The sequence below is a fragment of the Enterococcus sp. 4E1_DIV0656 genome, assembly GCF_002140695.1.
Lineage (GTDB): Bacteria > Bacillota > Bacilli > Lactobacillales > Enterococcaceae > Enterococcus_D > Enterococcus_D entomosocium.
In genome coordinates, this window is the sequence record NZ_NGLF01000002.1 from 362,573 (window position 1) to 379,496 (window position 16,924).

Genomic DNA, 16,924 nt, shown 5'->3' on the forward strand with positions numbered 1-16,924 from the left:
CCTTTGATTTCTCAACGGGATCAACTGCAGCTTCTTTTGATTAGTTATTCGATAAATCTTCACCATTTGAAGCAATCACTTGTTTGTACCAATCAAATGATTTTTTCTTTGTTCGTTTCAAGGTGCCGTTTCCTTCATTGTCACGGTCCACATAAATGAAACCATAGCGTTTTTTCATTTCACCTGTTCCAGCTGAAACTAAATCGATACAACCCCAAGTCGTGTAACCCAATAAGTCGACACCATCTTGTTCAACCGCATCTTTCATTGCTTGGATATGCTCTGCCAAATATTGGATGCGGTAATCATCTTCCACATAGCCATCTGCATCTGGTGTATCCACAGCGCCTAGACCATTTTCAACGATAAACAATGGTTTTTGGTAACGGTCATAAATGTCATTCATTGTAATCCGCAAACCAAGTGGATCAATTTGCCAACCCCACTCACTTGCTTCCAAGTATGGGTTTTTCACAGAGGCAAAAATATTGCCAGCCGTTTGTTCTAACAATTCAGCGTCCGTTGTTGATACGCGTGAAGAATAGTAAGAGAAAGAAATAAAGTCTACGGTGTGAGCTTTCAACAGCTCAAGGTCGCCTTCTTCCATTTTGATTTCGATCCCATTGCGTTCCATTTCTTTCAGCGCATATTGTGGATATTCCCCACGTGATTGAACATCAATAAAGAAATAGTTTTCGCGATCTGCTTTGCGTGATTCCCAGACATCTTCTGGTTTGCTTGTATATGGATAGTACGCGCCAGCAGCCAGCATACAACCTACTTTGTTTTCAGGATCAACTTCGTGAGCGATTTTCGTTGCGATTGCGGATGCCAACAACTCGTGATGAGCCGCTTGATATTTCACTTGCTCAACGTTATCGCCTTCTTCAAAATAAAGTCCCGCTCCCATAAATGGCGCATGTAGAATCATGTTGATTTCGTTGAAGGTCAACCAGTATTTTACTAATCCTTTGTAGCGGTTGAAAATCACGTTACACAAGTTTTCATAGAATCCGACTAATTCACGAGAACGCCATGCTCCGTATTTTTCAACTAAATGCATTGGGCAATCAAAGTGAGTGATCGTTACTAATGGTTCGATCCCATATTTGTGGCATTCTTTGAAAAGATCTTCATAGAACTTCAAGCCGTCTTCATTTGGTTCTGTTTCATCCCCTTTAGGGAAAATCCGACTCCAAGCGATCGACAAACGGTAGGTTTTAAAGCCCATTTCGCCAAATAGCGCGATGTCTTCTTTGTAGCGATGATACATATCGATCGCTTCTTTTGCTGGGTAGAAATGTTCGTCATCAAAATCGAACATTTTCATTTGACCAGTAATGACTGGAAAACGATCTTTGCCGATCGGTACCACGTCAACGTTTGCCAAGCCGCGTCCTCCTTCTTGGTAGCCTCCTTCACATTGATTGGCAGCTGTTGCGCCGCCCCATAAAAAGTCTTTTCTAAATGCCATGTTTCTTTCCTACTTTCTCTTTATTTAACTAGTTCGCGATCAAGTTCGCGGGCTACTTCATCTTGTACTTCTACGCCTTCTTTTTCAAGACGTGCGATCGTTTCCTTAAATTTAGGCAAGTGATCTTTGTGGGCAATAAACAGTTCGTCCATGACACGTTTTGCCGTATCACCTGATGGAACCAATGGGTTGATGGTGAAGGCTTGTAATGCGATATTGTAATCCCCAGTCACTGCTGCTTCGATCGTTAATAATTCCATTGCTTTCATTACCTGTAACCAACCTTTTTCAGCTGTCGGTAACTCACCAAAGGCAACATTTCTAGCACCTTGTCCGCCAACGTAAGCTGTTACTTCAACTACGCAATCGGCAGGAAGATCTGGAACGGCGCCTTCATTTTTTGTTGAAACAACGATTTGGGTATTTTTATTGGCATAAATGGAAGCAATCGTTTCACACGCTGCATCTGAGTAATACGCACCACCACGTTTTTGCAGCTGTTCAGGTTTATGATCCAATTCAGGGTCTTTGTACAACTCAAACAATTCGGCTTCGGTTTGTTTCACTTGCTGTGCACGGGTCCCAACAGTCTTGTATTCTTCGATCGCATGATTCAGCATTTCTTCTTGACGATAGTAGTAACGATGATAACCGCAAGGGATCATCTTCATTTGTTCTAGCTGTTCTTTGTAAAATGGAATATCAAAGATATTCTTCGGTAAGCCATTGTCTTCTTCATACATTTTATCAATAATATCCATCGTTACATCGTTGCCGTGTGAATCAGCAACTTTGTGCCAATGGAAGTGATTCAATCCTGCAAATTTGTAGATCAATTCGTCCGGTTCTTTACCGATCAAGGCTGGCTCAATCATGGTTGCCATGACTGGCACATTACACAACCCGATCACTTTGTCCCATTTTCCGTAACGCACGATTGCTTCAGTCACCATGCCGCTTGGATTCGCAAAATTGATCAACCAAGCATCCGGACATAAACGTTTCATGTCTTCAACAATTTCAAGAATGATTGGAACCGTACGGAACGCTTTGAACATTCCGCCAGGGCCGTTGGTTTCTTGACCAATCATGCCATAATAAGCAGGAATTCGTTCATCTTTAATGCGGGCATTCAGCAACCCTACTCGAAATTGGGTCGTAACGAAATCAGCATCTTTTAGCGCTTCTTCTCGATCCAATGTCATGTGGATTTTTACATCGTAGGGTGACGCATCCCACATCCGTTGTGCCATCGCACCAACGATTGCTAATTTTTCTTTTCCTGCTTCGATATCTACTAGCCAAATTTCACGAATCGGCAATTCTTCATAGCGTTTGATAAAGCCTTCCATTAACTCCGGGGTATAGCTGCTGCCGCCACCAATGGTTGCAATTTTAATTCCTTTTGTCATTGTATTGCTCCTTTGCTATTTTATTTACATTCTTATTATCATTCATAAAAACATTTGATTCAATGTAAATAGCATATTTAGAAAAAGCGTTTGCAAATCTCGCTTCTTCTTGCAGATGTTTTGTAAAAAAGATTTACAAAGAGCATCAAATAAGGAATAATTAGGATGTAAACGATTCGCTAGGTACTGAATAAAAACGAATTTTTGTAAAAACCATTTACAAATAATCATAAAAAAATGTAAAAAGGAGCATATATACCATGTTGTTACAAGAAAAAATGCGCCAAATCAAACTAGCACCAGCGGAACGATCGTTGATCGATTATTTATTAGCCAACCCGACTGCGATGGCGGATCAAACCATTAAGGAATTGTCAGAAAAGACCTACGTTCATCCTTCTACTTTTATTCGGATTGCCAAAAAATTAGGCTTCAATGGTTGGCTCGACTTAAAAACGGCCTTTGTGGAAGAGCAAACTTATATGAGCAGCCATTTTACAGATGTAGATGCGAACTTCCCTTTTTCCTCCCATGACGGCATTATGACCATCGCCAAAAAGTTGGCAAAGCTTGAACAAACAACGATTGAAGATACGCTTTCCTTGATCCATCATGATGAATTACAAAAAGCGAAACAATCGTTGCTCAACGCCAACCATATCAAGATCTTCGCCAGTAATGCCAATACCTTGATTTCTCAAGACTTTGTTTTGAAGATGCGGCGTTTAGGAAAAAACATTCACGTCTGCGACACCTTCGGCGAGAGTGCTTACGAGGCATCTAACTGTACCTCCGATACGACCGCGATCTTGATTTCTTACACCGGTGAAAACAAAATGGTCAAAGAAATCGGTAAGATCCTTGCCGAGCGGCAGGTTTCCATCATTGGCATGACGAGTATCGGGGAGAACTCCTTGGCGAAATTAAGTAATTGTGTTTTGAATATCACGACAAGAGAACGGCTCTACTCAAAGATCGCCAACTTTACGATCAATACGTCCGTTTGCTACTTGCTGGATTTGTTGTACGCAGTCGTCTTTTCGGAGCATTATGAAAAAAACTTGCAGCATTTGATCGATATTGGCATGGCTTATGACAAGCGCCCTACATCATCGACGATAATCGCTGAGCCAACCTACGATAAAAATCTTCATTATAAAGACTCACTGTTTCCCAATTAAATGACTGACAAAAAGCGATCGCTTCACATGGGCGATCGCTTTTAACCTTACGTAGAACTTGTTAGAAAGTTTTTGGCTAAACTAAAGCCGTGATCAAATCATCGGAACAGCCTACCTCACGTTTGTCTGACTCGATGATATCCAAATAATCGGCGGAGTTGGTGACTAACACTGGGGTCTCAATATTAAATCCAGCTTTGATCAATGCATCCTTATCAAAGGTGATCAATTTTTGTCCGCGAGTCACCGTGTCTCCTTGCTTCACATGGGCTTCAAAGTATTCACCGTTTAATTGAACAGTATCTAAACCAATATGGATCAAAAGCTCTAAGCCGTTCTCAGAGATCAACCCAATGGCATGTTTGGTTGGGAACAAGGTCATTACTGTTCCGTCAAAAGGAGCCACAACTTCGCCTTTTGAGGGATGGATCAAGATGCCTTTTCCTAGAATCCCTTGTGCGAAGGCTTCATCTTTTGCACTGCTTAGTGGTGCGATCGTTCCTTCAACAGGGGAAGTGATTACTTCTTTCCGAACAGTCATCGCTGGTTGTCCTTCTGCGATTTCTTCTTCCACCGCATCATCTTTCCAGAAAGCCATCGTCAAACCAAAACCAATCGCTGCAGCGATCAAGATCCCGATGACCGAGAACCACATGCCACTGGCATCGCCTTCTGGAGTGATATAGTTAAAGATTCCAAAGACGCCTAAACCACCAGAGGTATAGCTCGTTGTGCCATTGATCATTAAGAAGGCACCTGCGACCGCCCCACCAATCATTGAGAAGAAAAACGGCATTTTTTTCGGTAACGTGATCCCATAAATTGCTGGTTCTGTTACACCAAAAAGTCCTGAGATAATGGCTGGTGGACATAGAGCTTTTAGTTTTTTGTCTTTAAGTTTAAAGTACATAGCCATCACTACCGCTGTTTGGGCAAAGCTGGCACCAAATGATGCTACCAAAATTTGACTGTAGCCGAGCTGTGTCACTTGCATAATGTGTAGTGGCACAACTGACCAATGCAAGCCGAAAATAACCAAGACTTGCCAGAAGAAGCCTAATAACAAACCATAAATCGCTGGAGAGAAGTCCATCAATGCTTCAAATCCTGAGCTTAAAAGATCCGTCAACATACTGATCACAGGTCCAATCACCAAAAAGCCAATTGGCAATGCAATCAATAAAACCAAGAAAGGCACTAAAAATGTTTGGACAACAGACGGAATGATTTTCTTCGCCAATTTTTGAACTTGTGCAGCGAATGCGATGATAAAGATTACTGGAACCACACTACTAGTATATGTCGCACCAACCCACGGAATCCCTAAGAAGGTTTCATACGCTGGCAAGCCTAATAAGCTATAAGGTGCAGCAGCTCCCTCGCCAGCTCCGGCAACAAATGCCGCTTGCAAGGCTGATCCTTGAATCGTCGGATAGCAAAGCGCCGACCCGATCACGATTCCCACCATTGGATTTAAGCGGAATTTTTTTGCTGACGTATACCCTAAAATCACCGGCATAAACATGAAGATCGAATCACCGATCGCATTGAACATCACATAGGTACCAGTCGTTGTTGTATAATCGATCAAACCTGTTGTACCAATAAAAAGCAACAGTGCGTTTAGTCCTTTGATCATCCCAGCCGCACACAAAGCACCTAAGAAGGGTTGGAAGCAGCCGCTCAAAATATCGATCAAACGATCAAACAAGTTGCCACCTGAGGCTGTTTCTTCAGCATCACCACTGATTCCTGCAACATCGATAACTTCTGCATAGACATCTGGCACATGGTTTCCGATAACCACCTGGTATTGACCGCCACTCTTCATGACCGTCACGACACCTTCCATGTTCTTTAAGACTTCATCATTTGCGACGCCTTCATCCTTTAATTTAAAACGCAGGCGTGTGATACAATGCGTCAAGCTATTGATGTTCTCTTTCCCACCGACATTTGCGACGATTTTTTCTGCTAATTCACGGTATTTTCCCATTTTTGATTCCTCCAATTTTTTTGTATTGAAGGTTTAGCCAACTGAATGTCACTATCCAAAATGTTTCGTCTTTGATATGCTGCTTCTTAACTAGCGGTCCTAAAAATACGTTTTAATAAAAATCATTGCCAAAAAATTATTCTTTCTTCTATATCTTGCACTGAGTAAAACTCTTTCTCCTTTCTTCTTTATTTCAATCAACGATTTTTTTGCACAAGTCTGGCAATATGAATCGTTAAATACAAACTTTCGTCACTGGACATTTGATACTTATACTGATTTTCTAATAGTTCAGCGATTTTTTGTACGCATTGATACGCATTTCGGTACTTCACTTTGACCATAGCCAAAAGATCTTCATCGGTTTCATCCGTATGAGGGGTATGGTTTTGCATTCTTGAGACAAAAAATTTCAAATGCGTAGTGAAGCGATAAAAATAAACGGACTCTTCATCAAAGGTGGTTTTGAAAAAATATTTAACAATGTTAATAATGTCTTGCATCGTTTGGGTTAGCTCAGCAATATTGCCTTGGTCACCATTTTCGGTTTGCGCATTGACCAGATGCAGAGCAATAAAGCCAGCTTCATCATCTGGCAGCTGAATCCCGTAATGTTCTTTGATTTTTTCTACTGTTTTGCAGCCTATTTGGTACTCATCGGGGAAAAAACGCTTGATATCCCACAATAAGACATTTTTGACCGTCATTCCTTTTTTCGATCGTTCAATGGCACAGTGCATATGATCTGTCAGCGAGATGTAGATGGAATCATTGATGGGGGATGACAGTTCTCGCCGAGCATACTCAATGATCTCATTGGATAATTCAAGATATTCCAGTGGTAAGTCAGCAAGCAGCTCTTGAAATTGAGATAAGATCGTCTGATTTTCTAAGCGATATACTTTATCGACCGTTTCTGAAGAAATGTCATCTCCCACTTTTTTCTTAAAGGCAATCCCCCGCCCCATAACAATAATCTCGTTTTGACTTTGATCGGTAGTGATCACAACATTATTGTTTAACACTTTACTGATTTTCATGTCCTACCCCCACTTACTTTATCATTGCGGATATGGTTCATTGCTTGTCTTTATTGTTTAGCCAACAGTCAACACAGAAAAAACCTCATGAAAGCAGCGCAAATACCGCAGCTTCATCAGGTTTAGCTTGTTAAAAATCAACAATCACTATCCATTAGAACCAGTTCTATTATCTTTATCATAGCAAAGGTAGAAAGCGCTGTCAATCGTTGTTCGTTATTTTTATTTTTCATCCCTTCCTTCTTTTTTTCGTACAAAAAAACCTTAAAAACGAGAGTCTTTAAGGTTAGCATTACTATCAAAGCTATTAAACTTCACTTGCCTGCAAACGGTACATATCGGCATACAACCCTTTTTGAGCCAAAAGTTCATCATGGGTGCCTCGTTCGACGATCGAGCCTTTATCAAGCACCAAAATCAACTCGGCATCGCGGATGGTAGATAAGCGATGGGCGATCGCGATCGTGGTTCGCCCTTGACGCATATTTGCCAAGCCTTCTTGGATCAGTCCTTCTGTTTCAGTATCGATATTGGCAGTCGCCTCATCCAAGACCAGCACTTTCGGATCGGTCACCATCGTTCGGGCAAAGGAAATCAATTGCCGTTGCCCGCTTGAATAACTGGCACCCCGTTCAATCACTTTGGCGTGGTATTTACCAGGTAGTTTTTGAATAAAGGCATCTGCTTGAACAAATTTTGCTGCTGCTTCGATCTGTTCTTCACGAATGTCCTGATTCAATAAGCGGATATTGTCAGCGATGTCCCCATAAAACATGAAAGCATCTTGCAATACGAGTCCAACTTTTTTCCGAAGCTCTTCCATCGTGAAGTCGCGGATATCTTGATCATCGATCAAAATTTGCCCTTCCCCAAATTCGTAAAAACGCATCAACACATTGATGATCGAGCTCTTGCCACTTCCTGTGTGACCGACTAGAGCCACGGTCTCACCTGGATAGGCGATGAAAGAAATATGATTCAATACGTTGTTTTTTCCATCATAGGAAAAACTGACATCACGAAATTCAATTTTTCCTTTGGTGATGGTTTGACTGGCATCGGAGTTTTGCTGCGGCGTATATTCTTCGTTATCCATAATCTTCAAAATCCGGCTGCCGGCTACCATCCCATCAGTAAAGACGCTGAGAAAATCCATCATCTGTGTCATGGGATTAAAGAATCCTTGAATATAGGTCGTAAAGGCGAAAATCAACCCAACTTCAATGGGCGATTCTAAGGCATCAAACCCAAAGAGCGTCAATGACAAGGCAATCGCTAAGGCATACAACAAACTAATGATTGGTGATAGTAGCAGCGCATTCGTGCGGATCATGGCGTATCTAGTTTTCAAATAATCATCGTTGGTCGCTTCGAATTCTTCATTCAGCCGCGCCTCTTGGCGGAATTGCTGAATGATCTGCATGCCAGAAATCGATTCATTCAATTTCGTATTCAGCTGACTCAGTTTTTCCCGCATTTGACGATAGATACGAGAGCTGAATTTTTGATAATACCAGATGACTACCATTAGGATTGGCAGAAAAATCAAGTTTAGTAAGGCAATTTTGACGTTGATGCGGAACATGGCGGCAAAAGAAGAAACCACCGCAAAAATTCCTGTCAATACCATCAAGAAGACATACCAAAATTCATACAATGTTTCTGTGTCGTTGCTGACCCGTGAAACGATTGAACCCGCTGGCGTCTGATCGAAATAGCGCATCCCAAGACTATGCAATTTTTCAAATAATTTTGCTCGAATATATTGATAGGTTTTTAAAGAACCCATTGAATAAAGGAACCATTGGAAAAACCAAATCACGGCTTTTACCAACACCCCAAAGAAATACAACGCAGCAAAGAAATAAATGACTTGCTGGGTCGCCGTCTGATTGGTCAAATAATTATCCATAAAGGTTTGAATGATCAAAGGCAACAAGATATTGATGATCGATAGCACAAAAGCAAAAAAGATCGCTGCATAGAAGGTTTTTCGAAACGGTTTGGCAAAAAGAAACATTCGTTTGATGATGTTTTTTTGCTCTTTAAAGGGAATCGATTTGCTCCATTCTGATTCTTGCATTAGGCTTCACTCCCTTCGATTTTGGCTTCTAGTTGCTGCTTGTCCCACATTTTTTTATACCAGCCATTTGCAGCCAATAATTGTTCATGGGTCCCACGTTCACTGATTTTCCCATTGTCGATCACGAGAATTTCTTCTGCATGCTTGACACTGCTTAGGCGGTGGGCAGCAATGATCGTTGTTTTATTCTGACGGAATGTCCGTAATTGTTGTAAAATAGCTTCTTCCGTTTTGGCATCTACTGCTGAAAGGGCGTCATCTAAAATCAATAATTCTGGGTCAGTGATCAAGGCACGGGCAATGGATAAACGCTGTTTTTGTCCGCCGGAAAGAGAAACACCACGTTCCCCCACCATCGTTTCGTACCCTTCAGGAAACTGACTGATATCCTCGTGGATCACTGCTAATCTAGCAGCCGCTTCAACTTCTGCTTGAGAAGACCGTGGTTGCGCGAAGCGGATATTGTCTCGAATCGTCATGGAAAATAAGAAATGATCTTGCGGAACATAACCGATCGAACCCAAAAGAGCATTCAAAGAGTATTGCTTGCTGTCGATGCCCCCGAAGGTGATCGCCCCATCAAATGAATCATACTCTCGCAACAAGAGCTTCATCAAAGAGGTTTTTCCTGCACCAGTTTTCCCGACCACACCAAGTGTTTGCCCGGCAGGCAAAGTAAAGTGGATGTCTTGCAGGGCAAAATCATCTCCTTGATAGTGAAAATCATTGATTTGAACGTTCACCGTTCCTTGGGCTGGGGTATCGACCGCATCTTTGGCTTCAATGATATGGGTCTTTGCCGCCAATAATTCGGCAACCCGATCATAACTTGCATTGCCTCGTTCCAGCACATTGAACAGGCGTCCGATGGCAAACATTGGCCAAACTAACATACCGATATAACTGATGAAAGATACCAATTGACCGATCGAGATGGTACCGTCCATGACATAATTGCCGCCAACGATGATCGTCAGCACATAGGAGATTCCAATGATGATCGTAATAAACGGATCAAATAAGGCATCCAGAAAATTGACTTTGCGGTTTTTGATGATGGCATGGTCGATTTTGGTTTGAAAATCAGCGATGTCCTCTTTTTCCTGTCCAAAGGTTTTGATGACTTTCATCCCAGTAATACTTTCTTGGGCTTTGTCGTTGATGGAAGAAAATGCTTCTTGCGAGTCACGAAACGCATCATGCAATTTGCTACCAAGAACCCGTGCCATGACTGCTAAGAAAGGCAGCGGCAATAGAGCAATGATCGTTAACCGCCAATCGATAAAGAGAACCATCGCAATGATGGTAGCTCCACCAGAGATGAAGGAATCAGCAAAGGTCAAGATCCCCGCCCCTGCCACATTCTGGATGGCATTCAAGTCATTGGTGGCATGGGCCATCAAATCACCTGTCCGATGCTTTTGATAAAACAACTGATCCATCCTTGTAAAATGTGCAAATAACTGTCTGCGTAACGTTTTTTCTAGCCGAGCGGCACTGCCCCAGATATGCGTTCGCCAGACAAAACGAAACACATATTGAGCGATAGCTGAAGCAATCAAGATCATGACCCAAAAAAAGATCGTCTGCATCGAGATCTCTTTTTCAGCAATTTCATCGATGATGATCCCGATAACTTTGGGAGGGGCCAACTGTACCAAGGCGACTAGGACTAAAGAGCCTACGCCTAACAAATAATGTTTCTTTTCTTGTTTAAAAAACCAACCTAACTTCCTAAATATTGACATAACACTCTCCATTTCTTTGTGACCTGTTGCCTAAATTTTGCGATTTTTCCGAATATTTATTAGATTCAGATTCGATTGCTACCCCGCTATTCACAGAACGTAAATAGAAAAAGCAGCCTGGGGACATTCTTTTAGTTTCTTCATTTTGCCGCAATAAAAAGCGAGCTGATAAAATCAGCCCGCTTCTTAGAAAAAAACCTACTTTTGGTTTTTCATTTGCTGCATCATCTGACGAATCTTTTTCTCAGAAGGTTTTTGACCCATTGACATCATCATCGAGCGAAGCATATCCTCATTAACGGGAGGATTTTTCTTTAGATAATCTTGCATATATTTACGCGCCAAAAAGAAGCCGCCGACAGCGCCTAGTAATGCTGCAACAACAGCGATCACGATTACGATTCCTACACTAACCATTTGAAAACTCTCCTTTCTCTTGTACTCTCAATGAATCATTTTACTAGAAAAAAACACAAAAAGAAAGAGTGAAAGTTGGATTTATCCAAAAACTTTCACTCGTTTCCTCAACTTAATGCGACATCTCTTTTATTGAATAACCAATTTGTTAAAAGGTAGATTAAAACACTATAAACAAGGATCCCGATCGCCATTTCCCAATAGCCCAATCCCGGATCAAAGGCAGTCATCTGCATGTCAGGACTATTTAATAAACTCGGTATCTGCTCTTTGATATTCATAAAATTAAACGGGTTCCACTTCAGCCATGGGTATTTTTCTTGAGCAAAAAGCATGATCGAGTTGATGATGCTGCTTCCAAACAACATACCCAAGCCTAAGCCAACCGCCAGGCTTTGAGAGCGAATGACGGCTGAGATAAAGATGGTCAATGCAATATAAAAGACAATCAATAGCAAGTTGGTTCCCGCAAAAACAAAGGCAACGAGAATCGCCGCTAGCCCGTTGTAGCCAGTAGCAGCAAAAGGTGATTCAGCTGCTAAAAATAAATTGGCGGCTGCTAAACTACTGATTAGTAAAACAGCAGTCCCTAAAAGCGCAAATAAAAACGTGTTGATGGCTTTTGCTGCTAAGATTTGGCTTCTGGAAAAAGGCCGAATCAATAAGAACTTGATTGTTCCACGACTGAACTCTTCCGCCACTGAAGAAGCTGCCACAATCACCACAAATAAGTTTAAAAAGGAAGTCATGTCGCTCAAAGAAGCGAATAAATCATTGGCACCAATCTCGGGACTACCTAAGCGAACCACATAGGTCAACCCAAAAGTCATTAGAACCAATAAAAGCAGCATGATCCAAGTAGAACGTTTTTTGGTTAATTTGATCCATTCATTTTTAATCAATGTCAGCATGCTTACAAACCTCCTTCTTCGGTCCAAGCCAAGAATGTATCTTCTAGAGAAGATTGCTTTGTCCGTAGTTCTTTCAAGCCGATCCCAGCCGTCACGATCGCTGCAGCGATTGCCGAACGCTGATCTGTTGCTAGAGTGACTTGCAATTCATCTGCAACCTGCAAGACCTCGACCTCAAAGGAAGCTTTTAACATTGCTTCTGTTTCCGCATTATCATCAGTTTTAATAATCAGTACATTTTTCTCTGCTTTCAACTCTGCCATTGCTACTTGATGAGTGACTTTTCCTTTTTGCACCACGATCAAATGATCGGCAATTTGTTCGATATCGCTTAATTGATGACTGGAAACTAAGACAGAAACGCCTTTTTCTCTCAAAGAAAGAATCATTTCTCGAAACTCCCGCATGCCTTTAGGATCCAGGCCATTCATCGGTTCATCTAAAACTAATAAGTCTGGTTGATGGACCAATGCCTGGGCAACACCTAAACGCTGACGCATCCCTAATGAATAGGTTTTGACTTTTTGATGGATGTGTCCTTCTAAATGTACCTGACGAATAAGAGCTTCTAATTCTGCTGTCGTACTTTTTTTCTTCGCCATGCGCTGATACTGCATCAAATTTTCATAGCCTGTCATATAATTATAAAACTCAGGATTTTCAACGATCGCACCGACTGAGGCAATCGCGGTTTTAAAAGAAGAATCCAGTAAATTCCCCATAATGGCAATCGATCCTGTGTTGTGCTTCATCAACCCAACAATCATCCGAATGATCGTCGTCTTCCCAGCCCCATTAGGCCCTAATAAACCAACGACTTGTCCTTGGTCCACCACAAAGGAAACATCCTCAATGATTCGTTTGGTTCCAATCAATTTGGAAACATTTTGCAGTGCTAATACTTCTGTCAAAGTTACCCCTTCTTCCTAACACCTTTTCTGCAACGATTTTAAATAAAAAACGTTATGATAATATGTATACCATGCCATCTCTGTAAAAAAAAGTCAAGAAGCGAAAAAGGAACGACGATGTTCCTGTTTTTGCTTCTTGACACCTGTGTTTATCAAAGTCGCTTTTCACTTTCGCCTTACTGCCGAAACTTACGAAATTATAAGTTCTGTCTGCTCAGCCAACCCACGCGGCTGATTATTTACATGGTACGATCAAATCGATTGGGCAAAAACGAGCTTTTCAAAAGCTGCCTTGTTCTTGGCACTTCTGATCTGTTTGATCGTTTGTTTAAGTTGTTTCCACTCCTTTGCGCTTGGTTGACCGTTCCAATAAAAGATATAGGGCTGTTCTTCCTCAGAAAATTCTTGATGAATCGGATAATCACTGATGACCAAATCTGGTTTTTGAGTAAGTGAAAGATGCGCCATCGCTCGATGCGTTGCATTCAATAGTCGGTTCTTCATCCAAAGTTCTTGCGTTTTTCCGTATTTCGAATGGATCGAGAAAGTGACTGGCTGTTCATATTTGATAAAAATAACTCTCAATAACATACAGTATTGGAAAATCAATCGGTCATTCTTTTGCAGCAATGCACGCAAATCAGGTAAAGAAACAGTCGCTTCCTCAAAAAATCGTTTCACGGTCGGATAAAGCACTGGGAAAGCCGCTTGTAGCTCTTGCTTGTCGGTCGGTTTACCAAAACTATCACTTTTTTGTCGGGTACCAAAAAGGTTGGAAGCAGAATGGATCATTACGAAATTAACTAGTAAATAGTTTTTTTCAGCATCGGTAAACCTCAGACGAAAACACTGGGCTAGTTGTTCAACAAGTAATACTTCTGGCTGATACTTGGGTTGGGTCAACCACGAGAGTTCCGCCTCGCAAAGATCCTCTTCAAGATAGGTGTTCATTACGCCAAACATAAAATACAAGAAGCTGCATTCAGGCTCCGAGATTTCAGTTAGAGAAAGGTGATTGCCGTTGAATAATGGCTTTAAAAAGACCTCAAAAAACTGATTCCTTTCAATCAGTGGATGTTCAAAGGTACTTACTTCCTCTGGTAAAAAAGTGATTGGATGCTTTTGATGAATTCTTTGCAGGGAGATAGCGAATAGATTAAGAAACTTATCGATATCGATTTTTCTCATATAAAAAGCATGAGTTTCAAACAAAGCCATAACGCTTTCTTTATCCTTGATCGATGCCACGACCTGTGAGTGCTTCTCATCGAAAATCTGCCAATAGGTTAAATGATAAAAATAGCGGATTGCGTATTCCTCACCTGTCAAGGGATCTCCTTTCTTCAGACTATAGGACAAATGATAGTTCGCCAAAATGTGATTTAGTTCTTTCAATTTTCGTTGGACCGTTCGGAGACTGCTGAAGGTTTTGAGGCTGAGTTGTTCAAGGGAGTGATAGTCCCCATGAAAGAGTGCATCGAGTAAGATAAACCCAACGGTTCCCTGTAACAATACATTATATGCTTGACTCAATAAAAATCGTGGAGAAAAAGCAATCACCACTTCTTTTTCTTGTTCATCATAAATCAACGTAAACTGAGGATAGCGGGCACAAAACCATTCGACTTGTTGCACGATCGACTGCATTTTATTCGTTCTCCTATTGAAAACATCAGAAAGCTCTTTAATTGTATATTTTGGTTTGTTCGTTTCGTAACAATAACTTAGAAACTGAAAAATTTGTTTTTCTGTGGTATCCAAAAGTGCGTGTAACATGAAAATTCCCTCGCTTGTATGGTCAGCCAAAGCTGTTTTTTGCTTTGAATCTATCACCTTACAAAATTGTAAGCTGTGAATGTTTGGTGATCGTACCACTGTGCCCTCTTTTCTGTCAAATTACTTTTAACAAATTTTCCTTTTGTTATCTGTATATTTTCATAAAAAAAGTCTGACGCCTCAAAACGATCGTCAGACTAATTATGAATTACGGCAAAACAACACGTGATTGTGCATTCTGGGGAAGAAATTTCCAATCGTGGGTTATCAATTTTCTCATGATTTTTGGGTATGTTCGTTACAGCTTCTCATCATAAAATAACTTTCGCTTCAGCCAGTAAAGAAACACAGTCAGAACCACTACTAGACCAAAGAGTAGATAGCGAAGATTGGTAGTTTTGCTGCCGGTTTTCGGTAGTACGGCTGCATTGACCTCCTTGCCACTGCTTATCTCCGTGGGTTGAAGTTGTTCCTTTTTGTCTTGAGAAGATGTTGTCGCTTGGTGCTCTTCTGTACGGACACTAGATGAAACGCTCGCCTGACTTTTCTGGGATTGATTGGCTGGCAATCCTTTGGTTTTCTTTTGTGAATCTGAATGCTTTGACGAAGCAGATTCCTTCTCGGTAGACGTTATGGCTGTCGCTGCGCTTTCTTGACAGCTCTCTGTCTGACTTGGCTCGCTTTTAGTGACTGGTTGGGTGCTGACGGTTTCCGAATCACTGATATCGATAGTGCTTTGTGTGCTTTGGATGTCTTCACTGGTAATTTCAGCCTCAGAAGTCGTTGGACTCGTCGATTGAGACTCGCTAAATTTCGGCTCGATACTACTAGAGGAAGCGCTTGTTGCTACCGTTTCGTTTGAGCTTTTACTTGTCTCAGCTGTCGTACTCTCATTACTGCTTGGCGGCGCGGTTACTTGCCAATGACCGGGCTTCAGGTTTTCAGTTATTGTTGTTTCACCATCATATATAACAACTAAATCAACTTTATCCATACTTTTTATCTCATCAATAGCCATCTCCGCATGGATCCTTAAGTAGTTTTCAACACCTGAAAACCAATCGACTTTCGTTAAAACTGTTTCGCCGATCACTTTTTCACTGTGTCCGTTCCCATCCCAACCATAAGTTAGTAAGACACGAACCTTTTGTGAAGTCAGTGTTTTGTTCGGACGTACCGGAACCGTGATCATTTTCAAGGCTTCGTCATAAATCACTCGGTTCGTTTGTACAGAAAACGACAGATTCCCTCTGGAACGTTCTTTTGCTGAAGTATGATCGAAACCAAACACAAGAATCAATAACCCTATTAGCAGTATTGTGATTAATACACCAACCAGTTTTCTCATTTCCTCACTTCCTAAATGAATATTTCAAGATAACTTGATAAAGAAATTATAATAAAATCTCAGAGAAAACATGCGCCGAAAAAAAAAGGAAAGTGGCCATAAAATGGCATCTTTCCTTTAAATAAGTCTTTATTAATTTTTCTTCCAAGTAATAAAACTGCCTCCAAAATTTCAGTTTCTATCTACCTGATAAATTTACTCCAACCTAACTTCAATGCGCATCCTGCTAAAACCATTCCTATTGCAATCCATAAATGATTAGACACTTCATTCGTTTGAGGAAAGTGCTGTTTTTCTGATTGATTATGCAAATTATTTGTTTTGGATAACTTATTGATCCCAGAGGATGAATTTTCAGGTGACACCGCCCCAGTATTACTAGAACTACTCCTGTTAGTTGCTTCGGTGGATTCACTGGTGCTACTGTCGCTACTTGGTTCCGTACTACTACTAGTGCGGCTTTCACTACTTGGTTCCGTGTTACTACTTGTACTGCTTTCACTACTTGGTTCGGTGGTACTACTTGTACTACTTTCACTACTTGGTTCGGTAGTACTACTAGTGCTGCTTTCACTACTTGGTTCTGTGCTACTGCTGGTGCTGCTTTCACTACTTGGTTCCGTGCTA

The 16,924-nt window shown here is 41.2% G+C and carries 12 protein-coding genes and 1 pseudogene; 1 reads left to right on the top strand and 12 read right to left on the bottom strand.

Features of this window, described 5'->3' with window-relative positions; translation table 11 throughout:
• Nucleotides 1-40: 40 nt before the first annotated feature.
• Together A5882_RS15060 and A5882_RS15065 are read right to left on the bottom strand one after the other, a co-directional pair.
• The gene (locus A5882_RS15060) at nucleotides 41-1,474 is read right to left on the bottom strand and encodes a 6-phospho-beta-glucosidase (protein WP_008378424.1); all 1,434 of its coding nucleotides are present in this window, start codon (nucleotides 1,472-1,474) and stop codon (nucleotides 41-43) included.
• A gap of 20 nt (nucleotides 1,475-1,494) precedes the next feature.
• Nucleotides 1,495-2,886, bottom strand: a complete 1,392-nt coding sequence (locus tag A5882_RS15065; protein WP_008378426.1) for a 6-phospho-beta-glucosidase — start codon at nucleotides 2,884-2,886, stop codon at nucleotides 1,495-1,497.
• A 260-nt stretch (nucleotides 2,887-3,146) separates the two neighbouring features.
• Between A5882_RS15065 and A5882_RS15075 the strand changes: the two genes are divergently transcribed.
• The gene (locus A5882_RS15075; RefSeq protein ID WP_005235454.1) at nucleotides 3,147-4,067 is read left to right on the top strand and encodes a MurR/RpiR family transcriptional regulator; all 921 of its coding nucleotides are present in this window, start codon (nucleotides 3,147-3,149) and stop codon (nucleotides 4,065-4,067) included.
• A gap of 76 nt (nucleotides 4,068-4,143) precedes the next feature.
• Here A5882_RS15075 and A5882_RS15080 read toward each other — a convergent pair whose 3' ends face one another.
• The 10 genes and pseudogenes from A5882_RS15080 to A5882_RS20180 form a co-directional block, all read right to left on the bottom strand.
• Nucleotides 4,144-6,063, bottom strand: a complete 1,920-nt coding sequence (locus tag A5882_RS15080; protein ID WP_005235453.1) for a beta-glucoside-specific PTS transporter subunit IIABC — start codon at nucleotides 6,061-6,063, stop codon at nucleotides 4,144-4,146.
• 197 nt (nucleotides 6,064-6,260) lie between these two features.
• A complete protein-coding gene (gene licT / locus A5882_RS15085) occupies nucleotides 6,261-7,103 on the bottom strand; it encodes a BglG family transcription antiterminator LicT (RefSeq protein WP_086373046.1) in 843 nt (280 codons plus the stop codon).
• A gap of 307 nt (nucleotides 7,104-7,410) precedes the next feature.
• On the bottom strand, nucleotides 7,411-9,186 hold the full coding sequence (locus A5882_RS15090; RefSeq protein ID WP_005235438.1) for an ABC transporter ATP-binding protein: 1,776 nt from the start codon (nucleotides 9,184-9,186) through the stop codon (nucleotides 7,411-7,413).
• Nucleotides 9,186-10,934, bottom strand: coding sequence for an ABC transporter ATP-binding protein (locus A5882_RS15095; RefSeq protein WP_086332450.1), 1,749 nt, complete (start codon nucleotides 10,932-10,934; stop codon nucleotides 9,186-9,188). The genes A5882_RS15090 and A5882_RS15095 overlap by 1 nt, the downstream gene beginning before the upstream one ends.
• 198 nt (nucleotides 10,935-11,132) lie before the next feature.
• Nucleotides 11,133-11,351 (bottom strand): YneF family protein, encoded by a 219-nt coding sequence (locus A5882_RS15100; RefSeq protein WP_005235432.1) that lies wholly within the window; start codon nucleotides 11,349-11,351, stop codon nucleotides 11,133-11,135.
• Between the two features lie 107 nt (nucleotides 11,352-11,458).
• Entirely contained in the window at nucleotides 11,459-12,262 is an 804-nt protein-coding gene (locus tag A5882_RS15105; RefSeq protein ID WP_008378441.1) for an ABC transporter permease, read from the bottom strand.
• 2 nt (nucleotides 12,263-12,264) lie between these two features.
• Nucleotides 12,265-13,173, bottom strand: a complete 909-nt coding sequence (locus A5882_RS15110; RefSeq protein ID WP_086332451.1) for an ABC transporter ATP-binding protein — start codon at nucleotides 13,171-13,173, stop codon at nucleotides 12,265-12,267.
• Between the two features lie 252 nt (nucleotides 13,174-13,425).
• Nucleotides 13,426-14,949: a helix-turn-helix domain-containing protein gene (locus tag A5882_RS15115; RefSeq protein ID WP_086373211.1), complete on the bottom strand. Its 1,524-nt coding sequence runs from the start codon at nucleotides 14,947-14,949 to the stop codon at nucleotides 13,426-13,428.
• 298 nt (nucleotides 14,950-15,247) lie between these two features.
• Complete coding sequence (locus tag A5882_RS15120) at nucleotides 15,248-16,297, bottom strand: LPXTG cell wall anchor domain-containing protein (protein ID WP_086373047.1); 1,050 nt, start codon at nucleotides 16,295-16,297, stop codon at nucleotides 15,248-15,250.
• A 182-nt stretch (nucleotides 16,298-16,479) separates the two neighbouring features.
• Nucleotides 16,480-16,924: pseudogene (locus tag A5882_RS20180) on the bottom strand (hypothetical protein); the annotation flags it as partial.